The following is a 24,052-nucleotide window of genomic DNA, read 5'->3' as shown; positions in this document are numbered from 1 at the left end:
ATCGAGGTTTCCGTGCCATTAACTACATTTCCCGTTAAGCGGGATGAATCTTTAACGCACATTCGGGCTAGAACCCACAATTTGCTGCTGGCCAGTGCGATGGAACTGTACGAAGGCGGTGCTTTCCCTTCGATTACTGAAGTTGCCGGTCACGCCAAGGTTTCCCGCGCTACGGCTTATCGCTATTTCCCGACACAAAGCGCGTTGATTACCGCTGTAGTTGCCGAAAGTCTGGGGCCGATTCTGGAGTGGCGTCCACAAGAGGAGGACGCGCTCAAACGCATTCAACAACTGCTCGAATTCGCTTATCCGCAAATGGAACAGCATGAGGGCGCGTTGCGTGCTGCGTTACAGCTTTCACTCCAGCAGTGGGCAAATGCCACGCCGGGTGAAAAGTTTGTGCGGGGTAATCGTAAGCGTTTGTTGAAACTGGCTGTCGAGCCGTTGCAAAGTAAATTGCCACCAGAGGCATTGCAGCGTGTGATCCACGCCTTTTCGCTGATCTACGGTTCTGAGGTGTTCTTAGTACTGAAAGATATCTGGGGGCTGGATCTCGGTGGTATTCAAGATGTGACTCAATGGATGGCGAAAGCGATTCTGCGTCAGGCAGAAGAAGACCTGCATAACGGAAAAAAATAGGGTACCTGTTTGAACCATCAATTCGGAGTCAGCATGCTGGCTCCGTTTTTTATTGCTGCAATAAAAAAAACCGGAACCCTTGTGAGGTTCCGGCTGGATAACGCAACGGCTCAAACTCCGGTGGTTTGTAGTCACTCTGAACAGAAATCCGTTCAGAAACGACAACCGGGATGAGTTTTCCCTGGTGTTGGGATGGTTATTATTAGTATCGTTCTTGTATTATTTTTTATAGTTATTGCTGTGTGTCGCTTTTAATACCATGTTTGACTATAAAACATGGTATGTCAAGCAACCTTTTTGCGATAAGATTGCGTGGCATGCGATTTTTCGATAACGTCTCATCATAATAACGTATTAAAATAACTGATAAATCAGCGAAAAAATCGAAGGAAAAAATGGATAATAATCATCACAAATTCGATTCGCAGTCGATTGCTAACCGGGTGAGGGAACTGTTTGTACATTATGGCATTGCTAAACGTCAGCATGCTAAAGAGCTCAGCCGTATTCTGGATCTGAGCTTTTCCCATGCGCACCGCAAGCTGAAGGGGCAAAGCCCTTGGACGCTAGAACAGATTAACAGTGTTGCAGCGGCGCTTGGGGAAGCACCGGCAGCGATTGTCGATCTTGGTGCTGATAGTGAGCATCCTGCACAAACTATGGCACAGAATGCCATCTTTTTTGTGGCGGGCGTCGAGCTCGCTTGTGTGGTGCATTTAGGCCATGAATTGAGCGGTGGGCAACAGTCAGAATTTGTCGCGGTGCAACAACAAGGGCAATGGCAAGCCTACCGTACCGATGATGCTCCACAAGGGCGGCGCTACAGCGTTGAATTGATTGAAATTCGGCCAGTACAGGTGGACGATGAACGTTTGAGCATCGCTGTGTTGGATGATTCGCATCAAGCCGCCGATGAGCTCACCAAATATCTCAATGGGCGTGGTTTCCATGCCGCCGCGTTTTATGACGTGGCGAGTTTCTGTGAGGCGTTAGAGCGTGGTTTGTTTGATGGTTATGTCGTTGACTGGTTGATTGGGCAGGAGACGGCGCAAAGATGCATTGAGACCATTCGTTCTTCTGATAATCCAGATGCTCCGGTGCTGGTGCTCACCGGCCAGTTGGGCACCGATCTGCGGGAATCTGAGATAGCTCAGGCCATGCGCGATTACGACGTGCTTGGCCCTTACGAAAAACCGGTGCGGCTCCATGTGATCGAAGCCGCATTACAGCGCTGTTTTAATCTGTAGTGGCGAATAGTGAAGTCAGTGCCGAGGCCAAGGCATCTAGACGGACTGGCTTCATCAGGTAATCGTCAAACATGGCGCGTTGTTCGGTGTCCAATAATTCCGGGTTATAGGCGCTGATGCCAATAATCGGAATATGGCGATTTGGTCCACGCTGGTTGCGCAACTGTTTGGCGAGTGCTACACCGTCGATCCCCGGCATTTGCAGATCTAACAACAGCGCGTCATAAGGGCGTCGCATCAGTTTTTGCAACGCACGCTCTGGCGAATCACACAGTTCATGCTGATAGCCTAATTTGCTTAACAGCGCGGCAAAAGCATCTCCCACCGACTTGTTATCATCCACCACCAGAATGTTTTGTTCCTTCTGCCGTAGGCTGGAGTGTGGTAAGACTTTTTCCACCCTCTCTTCTTCATCGCTAGCTTCTACTGGGATGCTGACGATAAAAGTGCTGCCTTTCTTTTCTTCGCTGTACACCGTAATGGTGCCATTGAGCAGTGTCACCAATCCCTGGACGATCGCTAATCCCATACCTACGCCGCTATATTGGCGAGTATGTGACTGATCTAACTGAGTGAAGGGTTTAAAAATCTGGTCTAGTTTGTCTTGTTTAATGCCAATCCCGGTATCCGTGACCTCGATAATCAACGCATTGCCCATAGGTTGACGGCGTAGGCAAGCATGTAGCATGATCGAGCCATTTTCTGTGTATTTGAAGGCATTTGTCAGCAAATTAACGATAATTTGCCGAATACGTAACGGATCGGAATACAGTTGTACCTGATTAAGTTCTACTTCGCATGACAGTTGGATGTGATCCTTTGACGTCAACATGGCGATTTCGCGCGCGGTTTCTTCGATCAAATATTGTGCGTTGAACGGAGCAATCCGCAGTTCCATCATGCCGCTTTCTAGATGCGAATAATCGGTTAAGTCCTTCATCTGGCTTTCGATTTGCTGTGCGGCAGTCTCCAAACGGTGGAAGGTATCAGTATGTTCGGCGGAAACTTTGGTATTCACCAACACATCGATCGCCGACATGATGCTTTGCAACGACGTCCGTAGCTCATGACCAATGGCGCCCAAGAATGCATTCTTGGTACGCATGGTTTTCTCGACCTGAATCGCCTGCGCCTGTTGGCGAATAGTGAGGCGTTGCTGACGCAAAACCACCAAAGTAATAGCGATCAACGTGAACACTGAGAACATGATGATGACTAGCCCGTAGAAGATGATCCGGCGCTTCTCGATAAAGTCTTCGTAAGCGTTGGTACGCTGTTTGACTTCCGCATGGTCGGTCAGGTTAGCCATTGCTATCGAATAGGGCTTCATCTGCTTCATGGCTTGCGAAATACGGTTCAAATCAATCGGATCGGCGTTAACCAGCAGATCGATCTGATCCATCTGCCGCAGCATTTCCTTCACTACTTCCTTATAGCCGGGTTCGCCATACAGCGGCTCGGTGGATTCAGAAAATGTTTCCAACACATAGAAACGGGAATACAGAATCTCGAATTTGAGCCTGAGTTCTTCGAGGTTGACTGGATTGACGTTTTTCTGCTGTTCAACAAAAGTATCGAACTCCGCCAATTTGATGGCGAATTTAGCGATCGACCACGAATAGTTCTCCTGAGTCCCAGCAATGGCATACAACCCTTTTTTAGACAAGGTGACGCTGTAGGAATAGAGCGTAGCCGTAGACGCTACCAAAAATAACGCAGCTAGAATCGCAGGAATGGCCAGCCTGCTACCGTTTTTAAACTGGGTGAGTTTCATTTGATCACGATCCGGTTGATCTGCCAGATAAAGCGCGAGTTATACAGCGGTGAATTCAGTTCAGCTCCGCCAGCATCGCGCGGATAAACCAAGAATAATGGCCCGAAGTTGCGAATTTTGAGCATTTCACCGTCCATTTTGTAGGCCAGCACCATATTGTACTTTTTGACATCAGACATCGGCACATCGATGTAATAGTCATTCAACGCGTGAAACGTCATAGTAGTGCCCTTAGCACCCACGGTATTCAAGATGTCGGCGACCGCCACGCCTTCGAATTTTTTCTGCGGCGTCCATGAGGTTTTGGTGGTGATACTGCTTACCGGCATGGCAAATAATTGCTTATCGGTGAAAACATAACTTTTGGTGGCCGGATCGGTGAAGTTTTGGATATCACCCGTCACTTGCAAAGTAAAGCCGAACGCAGGCAGTTGAATGACTATCAAAGCAAAAACGACCAGCGCCAAGCTTCGTATCGGGGTGAGTAACATCGGTGTGTCTCCACGGTAGCAATATCGCTGATGAAGGATATATAAAGTTCATTAATTTATCAGGTGGAAGGGTGGCAGCAAATACCGATTAATGCAGGTATAAATGCGCTAAATCATCAGAAAAGAATAAGGCCAGGATACGATACCTGGCCTTATAGATTGTGAATAATGCAGTGCGATTAACGCATGGTCACAAATTCTTCCGCCGCCGTTGGGTGAATCGCTACGGTATTGTCGAAATCTTTCTTGGTGGCGCCCATTTTAATGGCGACAGCGAAACCTTGCAGGATCTCATCCATACCGAAACCGATGCCGTGCAGGCCGACGATTTTCTCTTCTTTACCGACACAGACCAGTTTCATGCGGCACGGTTGGCGGTGCTGCGTTACAGCGCTGTACATTGCAGTGAAGGAGGATTTATACACTTTCACCTGATCTTCACCGAATTGCGCTTGGGCTTCTGGCTCGGTTAAACCGATAGTGCCGATCGGTGGGTGGCTGAACACCACGGTGGCGATGTTGCTGTAATCCAGATGCTCGTCCGGCTTGTTGTTGAACAGGCGCTCAGACAGACGACGACCTGCCGCTACTGCCACTGGTGTTAGCTCGACGGCACCGGTGTTGTCACCGACTGCGTAGATGCCTTTCACGTTGGTATTCTGGAACTTATCGACGTCGATATAACCTTTGGCGTTGGTTTTCACCCCAGTCACTGACAGGTTCAGATTATCGGTCGCCGGTTCGCGGCCAATGGCCCAAATCAGGCTGTCGACGGTGAATTCTTTACCGTTTTCCAGTTGTAGCGTCAGGCTACCGTCAGCGTTTTTCACGATGGCTTTCGGTACGGACTCGGTGTGCAAGCTCGGCCCTTCGGTGTTCATCACTTCCACCAAGGTTTCGACAATCATCGGATCGAAGCTGCGCAGTGGCGCGTGTTTACGCACGAACAGATGCGTTTCTGCACCTAGCGCATTCATCACACCAGCGATTTCCACCGCGATGTAACCCGCGCCGACAACGGCGATGCGTTTTGGCATCGCTTCCAGCTCGAAGAAACCATCGGAGTCGATACCGTATTCAGCGCCGGGAATATTCGGGTGGCTTGGGCGGCCGCCAGTGGCGATCAGGATATGGTCAGCGGTGATCTTCTCACCGTTCACTTCCACCGTATGAGCATCGATAAAGCGTGCGAAGCCTTTGATCACATCCACTTTATTTTTACCCAATACGTTGTCGTAAGAGGTGTGGATACGATCGATATATGCGGTGCGGTTAGCTATCAGGGTTTTCCAGTTGAAAGCATTGACGGTGGTATCGAAACCGTAGTCTGGGCCGTACTGGTGGATCGCTTCGGCTATCTGCGCCGCGTGCCACATGACCTTTTTCGGTACACAACCCACGTTTACGCAGGTGCCGCCAAGCTCTTTGGCTTCAATCAGCGCACATTTCTGGCCGTACATGGCTGCCCGGTTGATCGATGCGATACCGCCGCTGCCGCCGCCAATTGCTAGATAATCATAATGTTTCGTCATCTGAGGGTTTCCATGAGTTGTGAGATCCGAAGAGCGAAGAGTTTAACGCCAGATTGGTGTTTGTCGCAAAGGTTGCGTCGATGGCTGCGATAGGCGTGAGTTTGCCATGGTTTAAACTATCACCAGTTTGGGTTTGGCTTGTTGCAAAGCCAGTTGATCGTCATCACTGATGGCGGTATCGGTGATAATCATATCAAGGGAGCTCATTGGCAGAACCAGATTGAAACCGCGACGGCCAAATTTGGTCGAATCCACGACGGCGATCACCTGTTTAGCGGCCTTCGCCATAACGCCACTAATCGAGTAGCCTTCATTAAAGGTAGTGATACCGTTGGCGGCATCCAAGCCATCCGCACCCACGAACATCAGATCAGCGGCGATCCCCTGCAACGAAAGTTCAGCCAGAGTGCCATGCATCGAACGGGTTTTATGGCGCAAAGTGCCGCCGCAGACCACCAGTGTGATGTCTTTATTATCGGATAATGCAAAAGCAGCCGGTAGGTTGTTGGTGATCACCGTGATATTGCTCATTTTTACTAATTCTTCGGCAATCAGCATGGTGGTACTGCCACTGTCCAGAATCAGCGTATCGCCAGGATTGACTATTGCGGCGGCGGCTAACGCGATACGTTTTTTCGGGTCTTGTGCCAGTTGGTAACGTTCTTCCAGTAGCACCTCGCCTTGTGTTTTGAGGGGATCGACGTCGGCTTCCAACTGGCTGCCGGGTTTTGCTGCGCCGCCGTGGAAGCGGATCAACAAGCCTTTTTCTTCTAACAGACGTAAATCTGCGCGGATAGTAACTTCCGATATCCCGAAGGAATTCGAAAGATCGCTGACTAATATACTGCCGTTCTGCTGTACCAGATCGACAATCCGGTTTCGCCGTTCAAAAGAATTCATCATTGTTATCCATCGAATTGTTTTGTTTTTATTTTATGCGAAAAGGATGCGAAAGAGGAGGGTAAAGCGAGAAGAGTTCTTAAATCGAGGGATAAATTTATGGCTGCTATTAGGTGCAGCCATAACGAGAGATTAGTCCTCGGTAAGTTTCAGCATGATCTTTCCTTGCATAGGCCGCCCTGCCAATGCGCTGACATTGACAGCATAACGTTGTGGTTCATCAATGCTCGCCAGCAACGGTGCGAGTGCCAGATGATTATCTTGTAACAGCTTGACGGCCTGCCGCCATTCATCTCCCGGCCAAGGCGCGGAGTAATTCATCCAACTGCCGAGTAGCATCAGTTCTTTACGCAGAATCTGGCTAAAAGTGTGGTGAGAAAGATGCAGGTCTTTATGCATTGTACCAATGAGGGCAATCTGCGCGCGCGGCCCGGCGATATTTAGCGCCAGTTCTACCGTTTGTGGCGTGCCCGCCGTTTCCAGAATCAATTGATCGAAACGTTGTTCTTGCAGTTGTTGCTGTAACTGTTGGTGATCCAGTTCTGCGCTATTGAGCGCCTGCATAGCACCGATTTCACGCGCCAATTGTAGACGCTCGGGGTTGATATCAATCGCCGTCACGCTACGCGCTCCCATTGCAGCGGCACATTGGATAGCTAACTGCCCGATAGTGCCGGCACCAATGACGATCACTTCTTTATCCTGGCATCCCCCCGCTAATTGCATGGCATGTAAACCCACGGTAATGGGTTCCAGAAAAGCGCCTTGCAGCAAATCGACATTAGCGGGTAATTTGAACAGATTGGCACGTTTTACCACGATAAATTCGGCATTACCCCCGTGGCTACGAGAGCCGACAAACTGATAATTGCGGCACAGTGAGTAGTAATGGCGCTGACACTCAGGACAACTGAAGCAAGGTAGCAGCGGCACACAGGCTACGGCATCATCGGGGCGTAAATCCGTTACCTGAGAGCCAGTGGTGACGACCCTGCCACTGAATTCATGCCCCAATGTTATCGGGTAAAAGTGTGCCCCTTGGGCGAAAATTCGTGGAATATCTGAGCCGCATAAACCGGAGTAGGCAACGTGTACCAATACCTCGTCAGCGGCTTGAATGGTTGGGATTGGGCGTTCTTCAACGCACACTTTCCCCTCCGTGTGAATCACGACTGATTTCATAATGATGCTCCGCAGGAAGATTAAGAGGGGAGCTGGCTCCCCAAAAGGTTCAAGTTACTGAATTGATATTGTCTGCCGCTGGTGGTTTGTTGGTGACTTCTGGCTGAACGAAACGTCGGGCGCGACGCCAAGTGAGAAATACACCGAGGGCGTAAATGATGCCGATGGCTAACAAACCGACTACGTTTTGCCAGGTCAACAATTGGATCAGCAAGTAGGTGATCGGTGAGCCGCCCTGATCCATCGACGCCACCATAGCTCCGCTAGACTTTAATGTTCCGGCATTGGCGGCCAATTGAGTATGCAGACCCATGGTTTGAGTGGCGATCCACAGCGTAATACCCATAATGATGCAGCCGGAAATTAAGGTGCGGAACAAGTTGCCTTGATGCACCGCCACTGCGATAGCCACGAAGAAGCCAATGGTTGCCAGATCGCCAAACGGCAGTACTTGATTTCCCGGTACGATGACTGCGATAAGAATAGTCAGTGGAATGAAGATCAAACTCGCAGAAACCACGGCGGTATGTCCAAGCAGCAGCGCCGGGTCTAAACCAATCAGGAATTCCTGACCACCAAAACGGGCTTGCAGACGTTTACGCGCATGTTTGGCGATGGGCGTTAGACCATCCATTATCGGCTTGATCACCCTTGGCATCAGCAGCATCACCGCCGCAGTTTTCACCGCCAACTGTAGAATGCCTTTCAAGTCATATCCCGCTAAGGCGCCAATGATTAATCCCATAACAAAACCCACGGTCACCGGTTCACCAAACGGGCCAAAGCGCTTTTGCACGTCATCGGCGCTGAAATGAATACGGTTCAGGCCGGGGATTTTTTCAATCACGGTATCAACCAGCACGGCGATGGGTCCTAAATAAGCTGATGAACCATGAGGAATGGCGATGCCTTCCAAGCCAAAGAAGTCGCGGGTATCTTTGGCAAACCAGTCACCCAGCTTATAAACGAATGCGGCATGAACCACGACGCCGAGAATACCCAGCCAGTAAGAGCCGGTGGCTAAATGCACCATCGCGCCAGTAAAGGTCATGTGCCAGATATTCCAGATATCGACGTTAACGACGCGGGTGGTGCGTGTTAGTAGCATCAGCACGTTCACGCCAATAGCGAGCGGGATGGCGACTAGCGCAATTTGTGAAGCCCAGGTCATGGGTGAAGAACCCGGCCAACCGATATCGACTACATGCAAATTAATTTGGAAATGCTCTGCCATTGCTTTGGCGGCTGGGCCGATGGAGTCCAGCATTAGGCCGATCACCAAACCGATCCCAACAAAGCCGATACCAATGTGAATGCCAGATTTAAAGGAATCCCCGAGCTTCATTCCCAACAGTAATGAAAAGATGATGATGACGATCGGCAGCATCACTGTTGGGCCGAGATCGAGGATGTAACGCATAATGTCGGTAAACATAGGGTTACTCCGTCAAAATAGTCAGTATTTTCTGTTTTAAGGCATCGATGCCGACACCAGAAACAAATGGCATACCGTGTACCATCGGGATATCACCGAACTGGCGATCGACCCGGGCGGTGGTGCAGATCAGATCGGCATCGTCCATATAGGTTTCGATCTCGGTGACTCGGCATTGCACTAGATCCAGTTCGATATGATGCTCGGCACATAACTCTTTGATTTCTTCTGCGGCTAGCGTGGATGTAGCGACAGCTCCACCGCAGGCGACAATGATTTTACGTTTCACGATAAGGCTCCTGAAAGTTCTGTTTTTGATAGTGATTCAGTCGATGAAGTAAAAATCTGTTGTTGGAAAAGGGCAGCCAACTCCTCTTCGGGGGCATCCAACAAGGCGGCGAGAAATTCAGGGTGTTGTAATTGACCAAACAAGCGGCGTAATAACACCAGTTGCTCGGCGGGGACGGTCACAATCAGTGCAATGATCAGGGCTGCTTCCACCGTGCCATCGTCATCGGCTTGAGCAAACACCACGGGGGAATCTGGTCGAATTAGATAAATGGCGGGTTCGCGAGCGTGTTCTGCAGTGCAATGCGGAATCGCCACCGCGTGTTGTTCCAATGCAATACCGGTGGGATAGACTGCCTCACGCTCGAGTAACGCCTGCGGATAACTGGCATGAACGACATTGGCAGCCAGCATGGTTTCACCAATGTGCTCCAAAGCTTGCTGGGCATCGGCAAAATGGATATTAGTGCGCACAAACAGCTTGCTGTTATGCATGACTCATCTCCCGGCTATTTTTGGTGCTGGGTGCGCAACAGCCAAAACGATAGGCTCGCAACACGTCTTGGATTTTGTCGATAATCAGTGCCCGGGGCTCTGCGGTTAACCGATGTTCCATGACACGTTGATATTGCAACGGAAGATACTGACTGAGCAGCCCCGCCGGGATCGCCTGTTGGCTAAGGTTATCCAGCAAAATCTGTTGAGCGTGGGCGATGCGTGGGTGTGGCCAGTAGTAACGAATGCGGTCTGAAAGACTGAAATGTAAGTCGATCAGGGAACGGCTAAACGTTGGGTGATAATACTTCTTCCAATAATCCGGTTCGTCGAGCATCACGCTGTCAATCACTGACAGAATTTGGCTGCGTTTTTCTGGCGCGACCAGTGCTTGCTCAATATTAGCCAGTGCGAACACCGCCTCACGCAGGGCAAAGGTCAGAGCTGGGCCAACTTTCAAAATGGCGAAGTGGTCACGCACCAGTTGTTGATAAGCATCGCGTGTTTGGTAATCTGTTGAGTGGGCTTCGTACACTAATGGCGTTGTAGTGATAAAACCGGATAGCTCTTGGGCTAACTCTGGTTGATACGCGATCACTTGCGAGTGATCGAATTCGACCCCAGGTTGTACTACAACAGCGATAATGCGTGGAATAGCCTCGTCTAAACCGAGCTTGTGAAATGCCTGATAATGGCTGGTCAGCGTAGCGGCGGCATCCTCTTGTAGGGTGATATGTACACTACCGATGGCGCTGGCTTCACCACCAGGCACCGGGACTTCCGTACCTATCACATAGGTCAGTTGCTGTTTTTGCGACGGAGTCGCAGTACGTTCGGCAACGGCGCACAAACGGGCGGCACGCTCAGCCACGATCTCAGGATTTAGCGGGATCGGATCGTCGGCGCATGACATGGAAGCATCCAGATGGATCTTGCTGAATCCTGCGGCGACGTATTCGGCGATCAAGACCTCGGCTTTTTCCATCGCGCTAGCGGCGGGTTCGTTTTGCCAACAATTTGGTCCGAGATGGTCACCGCCTAATAACAAACGGGAAAGTGGGAAACCAACACGCTGAGCTATCTCGGTGACAAACTGATGGAAATCGGCTGGGCGCATGCCGGTATAACCACCAAATTGGTTTACCTGATTGGATGTTGCTTCAATTAATACCTGGCGATCAGTGTTTAAATCCAGCCGCAGTGCGGCCTCAATCACTAAAGGATGTGCGGAGCAAACAGAACAGATACCAATGTGTTCCCCTGCCTTGTGTCTTGCCATTATGTTTTTCATTATACCCTCCGTTTTCTTACGAATATAATCGTAATGTTTCGAAAGGTTAGCAATGCTCTTTTAGCTTATTCGTGATCAAGATCGAAAACTTTACGGATCATTCAAGACATCAAATATTTCGTTGGCTGGAAGTTTTTAGTTTTTATTGATGTTAAAACAGTGGGTTATAAATATAGGTCGGCGAGGGAAAAGATAAAACGAAAGCGGCGGGGAGCCGCTTCTCAGTAAATAAGTGGAGTACGGTTACAGCTTGCCTTCACAACCACAGACATGGATCACTTTTTCCACCACTTTTTTCATCGCTTGTTTGGCGGGTTGTAGGTAATGACGTGGATCGTTGGCGTCTGGGTGTTCTGCCAAATGTTGCTTCAAGGCATCGGAGAAGGCGATTTTTAGCTCGGTTGCTACGTTAACTTTGCATATCCCTTGTTGAATAGCCCGTTGGATCTCGCTGTCGGCCAATCCGGAAGCACCATGTAATACCAAAGGCACCTCAACTCGGGCGCGGATTTGTTCTAATCGCTGGAAATCCAATTTGGGTGTTTCTTGATACATCCCATGTGCAGTGCCGATGGCCACGGCTAATGAGTCAATACCCGTTGCCAATACAAACTCTTGCGCCTGCTCCGGGGAGGTATACAGTGCGTCACGCGCATCCACGCTGATGCCATCTTCTACACCGCCTAATCTGCCGAGTTCAGCTTCAACACTGACGTCGTAACCATGACAATATTCCGTCACCTGACGTACCAGTGCTACATTTTCGGCAAAGGGTAGGTGTGAGCCGTCGATCATCGCCGATCGGATACCCGCATTCACTTTAACTTCAATGTCTTGCAGTGTTTCATGATGATCCAAATGTACGGCTAAAGGCATCTGGTATTGCGCGGCTAACTGTTTGACGATAGCGATAACATTGGCCGTGCCTGCATAGAGATAAGTTCCTGGTGTGCCAGCCATGATCACCGGAGAGCGCATCTCGGCGGCGGTTTCTGCCACCACTTGCATTGTTTCTAGGTTGTGGATGTTAAAGGCAGGAACGGCGTAGTTTTGCCGTTGTGCTTTGAGCAACATATTCTTGGTCGAAATGATATACACACAAACCTCCGCTTGCTGTAATTTACGTTATCTTTCGATATATATTCATATCGGAAATAAAAATAAGCAAGCGGATATTGAGAGGTTGTGAATCGAATCGCGAAAAATCGTCTGGAGAGGAAAGTTGTGGGGAAGGCAATTAGCCGCCCCATTAGGCGGCCAAAATAAACAATTACTCCGGCACCACCCAGTTCACCAGATGATGGCCAATGCCGGATGGCACCAACACTTTGTGCAGCCACGGCAGCACAGTGTTCATCTGTTGTTCCAGTTTCCATGGTGGGTTAATCACGATCATGCCGGAAGCCGTCATGCCGCGTTGGTCGCTGTCAGGTTTTACCGCCAGTTCGATTTGCAGAATGCGGCGAATACCCGTGGCTTCCAGTTCTTTCAGCATACGTTTGATTTGCTGGCGCAATACCACTGGATACCACAGCGCATAGGTGCCAGTGGCGAAACGTTTGTAGCCTTCCTGAATTCCTTTCACCACGTCTTGATAATCGGTTTTCATCTCGTAAGGCGGATCCATCAGCACCAAACCACGACGCGATTGTGGCGGCAGTTGGGATTTCAACTGTTGATAACCGTCGGCGCGTAACACTTTGGCGCGTTCGTCTTTCTGGAATTCACCGCGCAACAGTGGGAAATCGCTCGGGTGCAGTTCGGTCAGATGGAGTTTGTCTTGCGGGCGTAATAACTGACGGGCAATCAGCGGCGAGCCAGGGTAGTAACGCAGCGTACCAGTACGGTTGAAGTTATGCACCACGCTCATATAAGCCGCCAGTTCTTCCGGCAGATCGTCACGTTGCCACAGCAGACCGATACCTTCCAGATATTCCCCGGTGCGTTCGGCGTGTTCACCGCTCAGTTGATAACGCCCGGCACCGGAATGGGTATCCAAATACAGGAACGGTTTATCTTTCTCTTTCAGCGATTCAATGATCAGGCTCTGAACGGTGTGCTTTAACACATCGGCGTGGTTGCCGGCGTGAAAACTGTGGCGATAACTTAGCATTTAATTACCTTGTTGATTTTAATGTCATTTTAGCAGTGAGTTATCATGGTCAACATTTTTCCCTCACCGAGCACCTTACAATTGTCGCACAATGACCAACATGTAGGAATGAATGCCGTGAGTATAAAACAGAACTGTCTTTCAATGGGGATTTACAGTTTGCGGGTATAGAATGAAGCGGGTTTGTGGCTTTGCAGGCCTTATTGTGGATTGGCGTTGTACGAAAAATGAACAGTAAATAGGGGTTACAAAGCTAATTCTTGTAAGCGCCTAAAAGCGACATCCCAAGGTAATCTTCTTCCACATTCTTTCATGCGAATGTAAGCATTTTTAGCTTCAGCTGTTGTTATCAAATTGTGGAGGATCATTTCTTCGACAATCCAAATGGTGCCCTTAACTTCCACATTCTCTTCTTGGGCTAACTCACGGAGGGCTTTGTCCCCGGTCAATAGTGGACATTGCTCTTGTTTTGCTAATGATAAAGCAAAGCAATCATTTCGACTTGGGCCATTAGCAATTGCAGAGAGCTGTTGTGCATACACCAGTGTTTCAGACGCTAACTCGCCCAAGGAAAGCCCATTGTTTAGTAAATGAGAGTGTTGTTCTTCAAGTTCATCATAAAAAAGAATATCTGGGACTTTGAAATTGTGTGGCAGGGAAAAAAGTAATGCTATGAGCCCAGCTTCTTCCATATCGATAATGATATTTGCATCGCTAATTAGAATTAACATCTGATAATTCCAACTTCCGTGTGTGGTGGAAAGTGACTAATGACATCCCTAACAATTCTGCTGCCTTGGATTCTGTAATGATATTTTCTCCAAGACCACGAAAAACTAATTTCTGAAAAAAAGTGGTTGTTTCATGAGGGTAAGCATCACCCGGTTCTAAGCTACGCCATTTTCGTGTAGAGAAAAACATAAAGAGTTCTTTGCGTTTTGTCTCGGTGATTATTCCTAGGTCAGCGGCACGATAAATCATTGCCATCATACTTAACCCAAAATCCATTTTGAGAAGGTACAGCTCTTGAACTTCGAGATGATTACGTGTTTTACCCAGATTTTTTCGGATAGATGCTTCTGGGAAAATGAAGGCCCCAGCAAAGCGGTGACAGGCTTTTTCTTCATCTAATTCTGGTGCCAGAATATCATGTAAAATTAAATGCCCAAGTTCATGGGCTAGTGTAAAACGCTGTCGATCTCCCGGCCATTTTGATGAAATAACGACTAGCGGCGAATTATCTATAGATGCCTGACAACCATCGAATTTCTCAATGGAATCAACATCAGTAACGATGACGATGATTCCGTGGGACTCTAAGACATCAATAATGCTTGCTATAGGTTGGTTCCCAAGATTCCAAATGTTCCGTAACTCATCAGTAATGATTTCGATTTGCGAATAGTGAATAATGGTAGTTAACGAAAAATTAATTTTGGAAAATTTAGGCACTGGGAAATTAGGCCATAAATTGGCAAGTTCCATCCAGCGTTCCGCTTGATCTAATATATCAGCCTTGATCCGATTTAATAGTTTCGCTGAGGCCGAACTCCGTTTGCGGTACTCAATGCCTTTCAGCTCATACTTAGTAGGTCGGAAGAAATACTCATTACGAACGCCCAGTGCACGAGACATTTTGATCAGTACACCAGAGCTTGGCATGCTTTCGTTATGTTCGTACTTTTTGATCATATTGGCGCTGACACCTGCCTGTAGAGATAACTCTTTCATGGACAGACCTGCTGCTGAACGAGCGCGTTTGAGACGTTCTCCAAACATACCAGACCTCCATTAGGTTTATAAAAAAGTAAAAATAGTGTTTTCTGTAAACCAAAGTATGCGGCGACATCGCATTTTTATCAATACAAAATGTCGATTTTTTAAACTATTAATCAATCTTTTATGTGGATATAAAATTTGTTTTTTGTGACCCTACAGCGCCACGATTGTTGATTTTCCCCATTATTGCCCCCATGTTATTAAGCACTACTGAATTGCCTGTTATGTGGCGATTTGAACCCTGTTTACTACGTCAATCAGGACTGCCTTTATGACTAATCCGTTGCTGACCTCGTTTTCCCTACCGCCGTTTTCTGCTCTTCGTCCTGAACATATCGTGCCTGCGGTGCAATCCGTTCTCGCTGACTGCCGTGCCACCGTAGAAGGTGTGGTTGCCCAGCCGGGGCCATTTAGTTGGGAAAATCTGTGCCAGCCGCTGGCGGAATCGGACGATCGTCTGTCGCGCATTTGGTCGCCGGTCGGCCATTTGAACGCGGTGAAGAACAGCCCGGAATTGCGCGAAGCCTATGAGCAGGCGCTGCCGCTGTTGTCGGAGTACGGCACTTGGGTAGGGCAACATGAAGGTTTGTATCAGGCCTATCGCAGCCTGAAAGAAGGCGCTGGTTTTGCGAAATTGAGCCTGCCACAACGCAAAGCGGTCGAAAACTCGCTGCGCGATTTTGAACTGTCGGGCATTGGCTTGTCAGCCGAGAAACAAAAGCGCTACGGTGAAATTGTTGCGCGCTTGTCTGAGCTGGGTTCGACCTACAGCAACAACGTGCTTGATGCCACCATGGGCTGGAGCAAGTTGATCACCGATGAAAGCGAATTGGCCGGTTTGCCAGAAAGCGCATTGGCGCAAGCTCAGGCCATGGCACTAGCCAAAGAGCAAGAAGGTTGGCTGTTGACGCTGGATATTCCGAGCTATTTGCCAGTGATGACCTACGCCGATAACCGCGCGCTGCGCGAAGAGTCGTATCGTGCGTTCGGCACCCGTGCTTCTGACCAAGGGCCGAATGCAGGCCAGTGGGACAACAGCGAAGTAATGGCAGAAACGCTGGCGCTGCGTCATGAACTGGCACAACTGCTGGGCTTTGACACCTACGCCGATAAATCGCTGGCGACCAAAATGGCGGAAAAACCGCAGCAAGTGATCGAATTCCTGACCGATCTGGCGAAACGTGCCCGCCCACAGGCGGAGCAAGAGCTGGCGCAACTGCGTGCCTTTGCTAAACAACATTACGGCGTTGATGAGCTGGAAGCCTGGGACATCACCTATTACGGTGAAAAACAGAAACAACACCTGTTCTCCATCAGCGACGAGCAACTGCGCCCGTACTTCCCAGAGCAGCGTGTGGTTGAAGGGTTGTTCGAAGTGGTGAAACGTATTTACGGCATCACCGCTAAAGAACGCAAAGATGTGGATACTTGGCATCCAGAAGTGCGTTTCTTCGATCTGTTTGATGCCAGCGGCGAACTGCGTGGCAGTTTCTATCTGGACTTGTACGCACGTGAACACAAACGCGGCGGGGCGTGGATGGATGATTGCGTCGGCAGCTTGCGCAAAGCCGATGGCACACTGCAAAAGCCAGTGGCCTATTTGGTGTGTAACTTCAACCGTCCGCTGGGTGACAAACCGGCATTGTTCACGCATAACGAAGTGACCACGATGTTCCATGAGTTCGGTCACGGTCTGCACCATATGCTGACTCAGATCGACACTGCGGGTGTTTCGGGCATTAACGGCGTGCCGTGGGATGCAGTCGAGTTGCCAAGCCAGTTTATGGAAAACTGGTGCTGGGAACCGGAAGCGCTGGAGTTTATCTCTGGTCATTACGAAACCGGCGAACCCTTGCCGAAAGACCTGCTGGATAAAATGCTGGAAGCTAAAAACTATCAGGCGGCGCTGTTTATCCTGCGCCAATTGGAGTTCGGTCTGTTCGATTTTCGCATGCACTTCGAATACAGCCCAGAGAAAGGCGCGCAAATCCTGCCGACGTTGGCTGAAGTGAAGAAAATGGTGGCGGTGGTACCTTCGCCAAGCTGGGGCCGTTTCCCACATGCCTTCAGCCATATCTTCGCGGGCGGTTATGCGGCGGGTTACTACAGCTATCTGTGGGCAGAAGTACTGTCGGCAGATGCGTTCTCACGCTTTGAAGAAGAAGGGATCTTTAACGCAGAAACCGGCAAATCCTTCCTCGACAATATCCTGTCACGCGGGGGTTCTGAGGAGCCAATGGAATTGTTCAAACGCTTCCGTGGGCGTGAGCCGCAACTGGATGCTATGCTGCGCCATTACGGTATCAAAGGATAATCCGTCCAGTGAGCGTGTTTTTAACTTGTGAAGCAGGCGCCGATCCCGGCGCCTTGTCTATTTTGGCCGAACGTTGGCAATTAACTTCGCACGATGAGGCGCTGGTGGCACTGGTGCTGACGCCGGAGCGGTTAGAGTTGCGTAAGCGCGATGAGCCGAAACTTGGCGCGATTTATGTCGATTTTGCTACCGGGCCGATGGCACATCGTCGGCGTTTCGGCGGCGGACGTGGTGAAGCGGTCGCCAAAGCGGTGGGTGTCAAAGGCAGTTATCTCCCCAACGTGGTTGACGCAACTGCCGGGCTGGGGCGCGATGCCTTTGTCTTGGCGGCTTTGGGCTGCCATGTGCGCATGTTGGAGCGTAATCCGGTGGTGGCCGCATTGCTGGACGACGGCTTACAGCGCGGCTATCAGGATGCCGAAATCGGCGGTTGGCTGCGTGAACGTTTGACGTTGCTGCACGCTTCTAGCCTGACGGCGCTGGCGGATCTCGACCCACGTCCAGAAGTGGTGTACCTCGATCCGATGTATCCGCATAAGCAGAAAAGCGCCTTGGTGAAGAAAGAGATGCGCGTGTTCCAATCGCTGGTGGGCAGCGATGACGACGCCGATGGTTTGCTAGAACCCGCACGACGCTTGGCAACCAAGCGCATCGTAGTGAAGCGCCCTGACTATGCACCACCACTGGCCGATGTTCCGGCTCATGCGGCGACTACCACCAAAAATCACCGTTTCGATATCTATATGCCGCTGTAAGTGAGGAGGGGATTTCCCCTCTCATATGCCGCCATGCTGTTGACGTGTTGGGCTTCGATAATTGTATCGATCACCATGCGCCGGATTTTGCCGAGCAACTGCGAGCGGTTTGTCCAAAAGGCATCGATATTTATTTTGAAAACGTCGGCGGCAAGGTGTTGGAGGCGGTGATCCCACTGCTGAATACCTCCGCACGGGTGCCGGTTTGCGGCCAAATCGCCCATTACAACGCGACGTCTTTACCAGAAGGGAAAGATCATCTCCCGATGTTAATGAGCACGGTGCTGCGCCAGCGTATTCGCGTGCAAGGTTTTATTATTTTTGCTGATTATGGTGACCATTTCGCCGATTTTAGACATGAAATGTCGCAATGGGTTAAAGAAGGCAAAATTCATTACCGTGAACAGGTGGTGGACGGGTTGGAAAATGCCCCAGAAGCGCTGATCGGCCTGCTGCAAGGCGAGAACTTCGGCAAGTTGGTGATCCGCGTGGGGGCTGATGACTAAAGATTCCGTTTGGGAAACGGAAAGTATTGCACGTTAATATTGGGTTTTAATCTTTCTATCTTTTGAGAAAACTGTGGCGGTCAAGTAAGGCTGGCCACGGTTTCAAAGGGCGTTGAGCAGTCAATTCAGTATGTTATAACGGTAAAGTAACTTTCCAAAATCTTGCTTCATACTCACAAAAAGCAGTATCTCGATATTTGTGCCGTCAAAATCGTAAAGCACTCGATACTCACCTTCAACATCAAGCCTTTCACGCAACATTAAACCTCTGTCTGAAAGGTATACGTTAAAACGATATCGTTTAGGATCTTGGATAATGTTGGCGACAGAATCTGTTAGCAGATGATCAACGAAGTTAGCGGCCTGTTGCGCGCCAATAGTGACACTTTTGTATGATTCAATATCTGCCAAGCACTGTAGCGCCACAGGTGCGACTACGATTGAGAACTGATTTGACACCCGATACCTCTCTTTTAAGTCCTTGCAGCACGTAGTTTCTCTAAGGCGTCTTCAGGGGTCATGCCTTTGCCCTCTGCAATTTCCTTTTTCGCCAACATTGCCAGCTTAAAAAGAGCGTTGATATTTCTGTCTTGCTGCATTTCCCTGACTTCAGCCTCACGTTCTGCAGCGGTCTGGATGAACAGCTCTGCGACACCGTTTTTGGTTACGTAAATACCGCCTTCAAAGGTTTCAGCATTTCCAAGATTTTCTCTAGCGAGTTTCTGGGACATGGTTTGAGTCATCGTTTTTTCCACTTGAAGTGAGATTCACTGGCGAGAACAATAATCTCGTTGCTTCTTTGGTAAGGTTTGCAGAATCGCAAAACGGGTTTCTCGCTTACCGACAAGAATAGGGTCGTTAAAGTATAACCTCGGCGGGGTAAAATTATGTACATATTTATACTTGAGTGATATTTAAGCAACGTGATTCAGTTTTTAGCATTCTGCCGACTGCCCAGTATTGCACGACCAAAATCAGCATAGCTCTCTTCCGGTAGTCGCTTACTCTTTGCGCTACCTCCCATTTCTCATGTTCCTTTTGCAAACCCACTGGCAAAAACGCGAGACGCTTCGCATAATTCGATTTCATTACAATCACCTTTACCCTAAATAATTAGATCAAATAATGAAAAGAACCCTGCTTTCTCTGCTGCTCTGCCTGAGTACCTCTGCGATGGCCGCTGAACCTGTCAATATCACCATTCTCGGCACTTCCGATCTGCATGGCACCTTCGTGCCTTGGGATTATTCTACCGATACTGAAAATCTGGCGGGGAGCCTGAGCCAGATCGCCACTCAAGTGCGTAAGGTTCGTTCCGAACAGCCGAACGTGATTCTGGTTGATGCAGGCGACACCATTCAGGGCAATTTCGTCGAAGCCTTCAAAAATGACAAGACCAGCCCAATGATGCTCGGTTTCAACGCGTTGGATTATGACGTGTGGGTGATGGGCAACCACGAATTCGATTTTGGTCTGAAGCCCCTTTCTACCTCGCTGGAGCAGTTTAAAGGCACCGCGTTGGCGGGCAATATCCTGTGGGACAGCGGCAAACCGTACCTGCCTGCGTACAAAATCATTGAGCGTGGGGGTGTGAAGATCGGCATCATCGGTATGGATACGCCGATGACGGCGGAATTCGCCAAAGGCACCGATCGGGTTAAAGGGCTGAATTTTACCGATCCGGTTAACGCGGTGAAAACCACTATCCAGCAGATCCAAGGGCAGGTTGATGCCATTGTGCTGGTGGCGCATATGGGCATCGATAACGAGAACCAGCGTCCGGGAACGGGCGTGGGGGATATTGCACGCGCCAATCCAGAATTGGCGGCGATTGTTGCCGGACATATGCACGTTAAAGTGGATAAAGAAGTGATCAACGGCGTGATCGTCACCGAGCCAGACAAATATGGCCGCGCTCTATCACGTATCGATTTGCAGTTTGAGCAGCAAAACGGCAAGTACGTGCTGATCAACAAAGACAGTTATACCTACGCCATCAAAGGCATGACCTCAGATAAGCAGTTGGAAAACATTTATCAGCCGTATCACAAAATCCTACGTGCTAACGCTAATCGACCGATTGCTCAACTCACCGGGCACGATTTGGTGCCGCCGGATGCGGTGAAGGGCATCCCACAGGTGCATATTCAAGATACCGGCATCAGCGAGCTGTATCAGGAAGCGAGCCGCTATTACGCGCCGAAAGCACAAATTATCGCGTTGCAGATTGATAACGATCGACCGAAATTAAATGTCGGTACCATCACCGCCAAAGATATTGCCTTTAATTATCAATATGCGGGTGGGGAAATTACGGTTTATCAATTGACCGGTAAAGAACTGAAGAAATACATGGAGTGGTCAGCCGGTTATTTCAATCAGGTGAATGATGGCGATGTGACTTACAGCTTTAATCCGCAGCGCCGAGCATCGAAATATTCCACTAACGACTTCTTCGACGGCGTGACTTATACCATCGATCTGCGTCAACCAGCAGGGCAACGAATTACCAATCTGAAATTCAGCGACGGCTCGCCAGTGACCGACAGTACGCCGATTCGTTTGGGTATGAACAGTTACCGCATGGGACATCTGACGCAAAAAGGCGGCGCGCTGGAAGGAATGCAGTTCCCGGTACTGTCTGATACCAAAGCAGAATTTGGTGAAGAAGCGGGCACTATCCGCAATCTGACAATCCGTTATTTGACCGAGGTGAAAAAAGGTCAGTATCAAGGCGGAATCCCACAGCGCTGGAAGTTGGTCGGGTTGGAAGGCTATGAGCGCGAGCGCAAGATTGTCGATCGCTTGCTGAACGAAGGCAAAATCAGCGTGCCAACCACCGAAGATGGGCGTTACAGCAATGTGGCGTCTTTCAATGTGAAAGGGTTAGTGTTTAGCGATCGACAAGTGATGAAGCAACAGGTGGCGGCGCTACAGCAACAGGCAAAAGCGGCGACCGATCCACTGACTAAAAAGCAGTTAAACGATCGTTTAGTGATTATCGAAGCCATTAACTAAGACGGTTTGCCCTTCTCCCACGGAGAAGGGCATTGGCTCGACACTTAATCCGCATTCCGCAAACTTTTCCCCACGTCACCGCCGGGGTGAACGGCTAACAGCGTTTCCTTGCTGTAACCGCTGCGCTCCATCAAGCAAACGCAGGCGGCATCAAATATCGCCAACACTAATACGATGGAAGTAGTTGCCAGCATGTTCAACGGATCGATCTCATTTTCCACGCTGGTGCGAATAACTAACTGCGCCGCACGTGCGATGGCGGAATTGGGGTTTTCCGTCACGCTGATGATAGTGACGCCTTTGCTTTGCAATGTCGGTAACAGGCGTGTTAGTTCGTCCGAATTCCCTCCACGGGAAATCAAAATGATAAGGTCATCGGCGCGCAAAAAGCCTAAGTCGCCGTGCGCCGCATCGGTGGCATTGAGGTAGACCGCCGGTTGTTCCACGCAGGCCAGCATATGAGCCACCTTGCGTGCCGCGATGCCCGAAGTGCCAACTCCAGTGACCGCAATTTTGCCTTGGCGGTTAGCCAGTAAGGTTAACAACCGTTGCCAAGTGGGTTCGTCGATGCGTTTACTGAGTTGCGCCAGTTCCCGACTGTAGATTTCCCAGCTTTGGATGGCGCGCTGCCATTCCTGTTGCATCAAGCCTCCTCCTGCATTAACCGCTGGTATTTCATATGGTCGTTATACAACTCGTGGAATACCCGGTATTTGCGATCGTAGTAGCTTTTGATCTTGTTGGTCTGCGGCGTGACCGTCTTACCGATGCGGCTCATGGCGCTCATGGCTTCCGGTAAAGTGTCGAACACGCCGGCGGCCACCGTGCCCATCATCGCACCACCTAACAGCATGGCTTCACTTTCTTCCGGTAACAGCATGGCGCAGCCGGTGGCGTTAGCGTGTTCTTGCACGAAGATCGGGTTCTTGGTGCCGCCGCCGCTGGCCATAATGGTATCGATGCTGTAACCGCTTTGGTTCATGGTCTCGATAATGTGGCGAGTGCCGAGCGCGATAGCCTGAATGGCAGCCAGATAATGCAGCGCCATATCTTCCGGGGTTCGCGAGAGCTTCAATCCGGTTAGAGTGCCAGTGAGTGTCGGGTTAGCGCGTGGCGATCGGTTACCGTGGAAATAGGGCAGCATGTGGATATCTTGGGTCAGGAAGGCGGTATTTTCTGGCTCGCCGGCCATACGACGCAGCAGGGCGTTTAGCACTTCATAGATGGTCTTATCTTGGGATTTAGCCTGCGCCAACAACTCCGAATAACAGGGATGCGATTGAATAACATGATCAATGAGCGCACCGGTAGCGGATTGACCGCCTTCATTCAACCAATATTCCGGTAAGATTGCCGAGTAATATGGCCCCCACACGCCGCCGATAAAACGTGCGGTGCGCGACATCGCCATATGACCGGTGGAAGTGCCGCCGATTAACGCAATACGGCGATTGAAGTCGGCGATTTCGCCAGACACGCCGGTAGCTCCCAAAGTGCCGAGGGTGCCAGCGTGAGCATCAATGATTGATACGCTGACCGCAGTGCCCGCTATCAGCCCCATTTCACTGGCGGCGCGTTGGGTGAGGCCGTGACCGAGCGCTTCACCCATCATTTTAACGTCGCTACCGATCTTGGCCGCATCGTGTTCCAACACATCTTCCAGCCCAATCTGGCGGAAATAGCTCTTGTCCCAGCGCTGTTCGTGACCGAGGTAAGTCCATTTGCAGACGGTTGAACATAGAGAGCGCGTGGCGTCCTGAGTGGCGCGCCAAGTGAGGAAGTCCGGCAGATCGAATAGGTAGTGCGCGTTGGCCCAAGTGGTTGGCATATGTTGCTTCAACCACAGGAGTTTCGGTGTCTGCATTTCTGGCGAGATAATACCGCCAACAAAATCCAGCACGCGATGTTTGGTGGCGTTGATGCGCTCCGCTTGGGTGATCGCCCGGTGATCCATCCACACGATGATGTTTTGCTCGGTACGACCGGAAGGGCTGATGGTCAGCGGTTTGCCTTCTTTATCCAGCACCACCAAAGAGCAGGTGGCGTCAAAGCCTAACCCTTTCACTTGGATCGGGTTGATATCGGCTTGGTTAACCGCATCGCGTACCGCGTTACACACGGCTAACCAGATATTATCCGACGACTGTTCGACAAAGTTGGCCTTCGGTCGGTACAGATCGATAGTGCGGCTAGCTTGGCCGACCATGCGACCATTGAGATCAAATACGCCCGCGCGTGCGCTGCCGGTGCCTACATCCACGCCAATAAAATAGCTCGCCATTATTTTTCTCCA

22 protein-coding genes and 1 pseudogene are annotated in these 24,052 nt (G+C 50.0%); 6 read left to right on the top strand and 17 right to left on the bottom strand.

Annotated elements, in window-relative coordinates; genetic code table 11:
- Positions 1–99 precede the first annotated feature (99 nt).
- Both AC3ISQ_RS20830 and AC3ISQ_RS20825 read left to right on the top strand, forming a co-directional pair.
- Positions 100–639, top strand: coding sequence for a TetR/AcrR family transcriptional regulator (locus tag AC3ISQ_RS20830; protein ID WP_489353418.1), 540 nt, complete (start codon positions 100–102; stop codon positions 637–639).
- A 395-nt stretch (positions 640–1,034) separates the two neighbouring features.
- Positions 1,035–1,886: a helix-turn-helix domain-containing protein gene (locus AC3ISQ_RS20825; protein WP_489349594.1), complete on the top strand. Its 852-nt coding sequence runs from the start codon at positions 1,035–1,037 to the stop codon at positions 1,884–1,886.
- On the opposite strand, the gene AC3ISQ_RS20820 is transcribed toward AC3ISQ_RS20825, so the two are convergent.
- From AC3ISQ_RS20820 to AC3ISQ_RS20760, 13 genes are all read right to left on the bottom strand, one after another.
- Complete coding sequence (locus tag AC3ISQ_RS20820) at positions 1,876–3,660, bottom strand: ATP-binding response regulator (protein ID WP_489349593.1); 1,785 nt, start codon at positions 3,658–3,660, stop codon at positions 1,876–1,878. The genes AC3ISQ_RS20825 and AC3ISQ_RS20820 overlap by 11 nt on opposite strands.
- Positions 3,657–4,151 carry a putative pterin-binding protein gene (locus AC3ISQ_RS20815; protein WP_489349591.1) on the bottom strand — a complete coding sequence of 165 codons (495 nt, stop codon included), beginning with the start codon at positions 4,149–4,151 and terminating at the stop codon, positions 3,657–3,659. Before AC3ISQ_RS20815 ends, AC3ISQ_RS20820 begins: the two co-directional genes overlap by 4 nt.
- Before the next feature lie 179 nt (positions 4,152–4,330).
- Positions 4,331–5,683 carry a glutathione-disulfide reductase gene (gene gorA, locus AC3ISQ_RS20810; RefSeq protein WP_489349589.1) on the bottom strand — a complete coding sequence of 451 codons (1,353 nt, stop codon included), beginning with the start codon at positions 5,681–5,683 and terminating at the stop codon, positions 4,331–4,333.
- Positions 5,684–5,794: 111 nt separating this feature from the next.
- On the bottom strand, positions 5,795–6,583 hold the full coding sequence (locus tag AC3ISQ_RS20805) for a DeoR/GlpR family DNA-binding transcription regulator (protein ID WP_489353416.1): 789 nt from the start codon (positions 6,581–6,583) through the stop codon (positions 5,795–5,797).
- Positions 6,584–6,715: 132 nt separating this feature from the next.
- Positions 6,716–7,765 (bottom strand): galactitol-1-phosphate 5-dehydrogenase, encoded by a 1,050-nt coding sequence (gene gatD / locus AC3ISQ_RS20800; RefSeq protein ID WP_489349587.1) that lies wholly within the window; start codon positions 7,763–7,765, stop codon positions 6,716–6,718.
- Positions 7,766–7,814: 49 nt separating this feature from the next.
- Positions 7,815–9,200, bottom strand: a complete 1,386-nt coding sequence (locus AC3ISQ_RS20795) for a galactitol-specific PTS transporter subunit IIC (RefSeq protein ID WP_489349585.1) — start codon at positions 9,198–9,200, stop codon at positions 7,815–7,817.
- Between the two features lie 4 nt (positions 9,201–9,204).
- On the bottom strand, positions 9,205–9,489 hold the full coding sequence (gene gatB / locus AC3ISQ_RS20790) for a PTS galactitol transporter subunit IIB (protein ID WP_489349583.1): 285 nt from the start codon (positions 9,487–9,489) through the stop codon (positions 9,205–9,207).
- Entirely contained in the window at positions 9,486–9,983 is a 498-nt protein-coding gene (gene gatA, locus AC3ISQ_RS20785) for a PTS galactitol transporter subunit IIA (protein ID WP_489349581.1), read from the bottom strand. The genes gatB and gatA overlap by 4 nt, the downstream gene beginning before the upstream one ends.
- Positions 9,976–11,274 (bottom strand): tagatose-bisphosphate aldolase subunit GatZ, encoded by a 1,299-nt coding sequence (gene gatZ, locus AC3ISQ_RS20780; RefSeq protein WP_489349579.1) that lies wholly within the window; start codon positions 11,272–11,274, stop codon positions 9,976–9,978. Before gatZ ends, gatA begins: the two co-directional genes overlap by 8 nt.
- Positions 11,275–11,517: 243 nt before the next feature.
- A complete protein-coding gene (locus tag AC3ISQ_RS20775) occupies positions 11,518–12,372 on the bottom strand; it encodes a tagatose bisphosphate family class II aldolase (protein WP_489349577.1) in 855 nt (284 codons plus the stop codon).
- Between the two features lie 172 nt (positions 12,373–12,544).
- Positions 12,545–13,387 (bottom strand): 23S rRNA (adenine(2030)-N(6))-methyltransferase RlmJ, encoded by an 843-nt coding sequence (locus tag AC3ISQ_RS20770; RefSeq protein ID WP_489349576.1) that lies wholly within the window; start codon positions 13,385–13,387, stop codon positions 12,545–12,547.
- A 245-nt stretch (positions 13,388–13,632) separates the two neighbouring features.
- A complete protein-coding gene (locus AC3ISQ_RS20765; RefSeq protein WP_489349574.1) occupies positions 13,633–14,118 on the bottom strand; it encodes a PIN domain-containing protein in 486 nt (161 codons plus the stop codon).
- Positions 14,102–15,166, bottom strand: a complete 1,065-nt coding sequence (locus tag AC3ISQ_RS20760; RefSeq protein ID WP_489349572.1) for a helix-turn-helix domain-containing protein — start codon at positions 15,164–15,166, stop codon at positions 14,102–14,104. The genes AC3ISQ_RS20765 and AC3ISQ_RS20760 overlap by 17 nt, the downstream gene beginning before the upstream one ends.
- A gap of 271 nt (positions 15,167–15,437) precedes the next feature.
- On the opposite strand from AC3ISQ_RS20760, the gene prlC reads away from it, so the two are divergent.
- The 3 genes and pseudogenes from prlC to AC3ISQ_RS20745 form a co-directional block, all read left to right on the top strand.
- Positions 15,438–17,480 carry an oligopeptidase A gene (gene prlC, locus AC3ISQ_RS20755; RefSeq protein WP_489349570.1) on the top strand — a complete coding sequence of 681 codons (2,043 nt, stop codon included), beginning with the start codon at positions 15,438–15,440 and terminating at the stop codon, positions 17,478–17,480.
- A gap of 8 nt (positions 17,481–17,488) precedes the next feature.
- Positions 17,489–18,235: a 16S rRNA (guanine(1516)-N(2))-methyltransferase RsmJ gene (gene rsmJ / locus AC3ISQ_RS20750; protein ID WP_489349569.1), complete on the top strand. Its 747-nt coding sequence runs from the start codon at positions 17,489–17,491 to the stop codon at positions 18,233–18,235.
- A gap of 26 nt (positions 18,236–18,261) precedes the next feature.
- Positions 18,262–18,741 (top strand): annotated as a pseudogene (locus AC3ISQ_RS20745) (zinc-binding dehydrogenase); the annotation flags it as partial.
- Positions 18,742–18,861: 120 nt separating this feature from the next.
- Here the strand turns inward: AC3ISQ_RS20745 and AC3ISQ_RS20740 are convergent.
- Entirely contained in the window at positions 18,862–19,200 is a 339-nt protein-coding gene (locus AC3ISQ_RS20740; protein WP_489349567.1) for a type II toxin-antitoxin system RelE/ParE family toxin, read from the bottom strand.
- A gap of 14 nt (positions 19,201–19,214) precedes the next feature.
- The gene (locus tag AC3ISQ_RS20735) at positions 19,215–19,484 is read right to left on the bottom strand and encodes a hypothetical protein (protein WP_489349565.1); all 270 of its coding nucleotides are present in this window, start codon (positions 19,482–19,484) and stop codon (positions 19,215–19,217) included.
- A gap of 382 nt (positions 19,485–19,866) precedes the next feature.
- Here AC3ISQ_RS20735 and AC3ISQ_RS20730 point away from each other — a divergent pair, with 382 nt between their 5' ends.
- Positions 19,867–21,759, top strand: a complete 1,893-nt coding sequence (locus AC3ISQ_RS20730) for a bifunctional metallophosphatase/5'-nucleotidase (protein ID WP_489349563.1) — start codon at positions 19,867–19,869, stop codon at positions 21,757–21,759.
- A gap of 44 nt (positions 21,760–21,803) precedes the next feature.
- Here AC3ISQ_RS20730 and AC3ISQ_RS20725 read toward each other — a convergent pair whose 3' ends face one another.
- Both AC3ISQ_RS20725 and AC3ISQ_RS20720 read right to left on the bottom strand, forming a co-directional pair.
- Positions 21,804–22,403, bottom strand: a complete 600-nt coding sequence (locus AC3ISQ_RS20725) for a KpsF/GutQ family sugar-phosphate isomerase (protein WP_489349561.1) — start codon at positions 22,401–22,403, stop codon at positions 21,804–21,806.
- Positions 22,403–24,040: an FGGY-family carbohydrate kinase gene (locus AC3ISQ_RS20720; protein ID WP_489349559.1), complete on the bottom strand. Its 1,638-nt coding sequence runs from the start codon at positions 24,038–24,040 to the stop codon at positions 22,403–22,405. The genes AC3ISQ_RS20725 and AC3ISQ_RS20720 overlap by 1 nt, the downstream gene beginning before the upstream one ends.
- Positions 24,041–24,052: the final 12 nt, after the last annotated feature.

This window comes from Serratia sp. KH_031, assembly GCF_057839655.1.
This window is presented reverse-complemented; position numbering and strand designations above follow the sequence as displayed.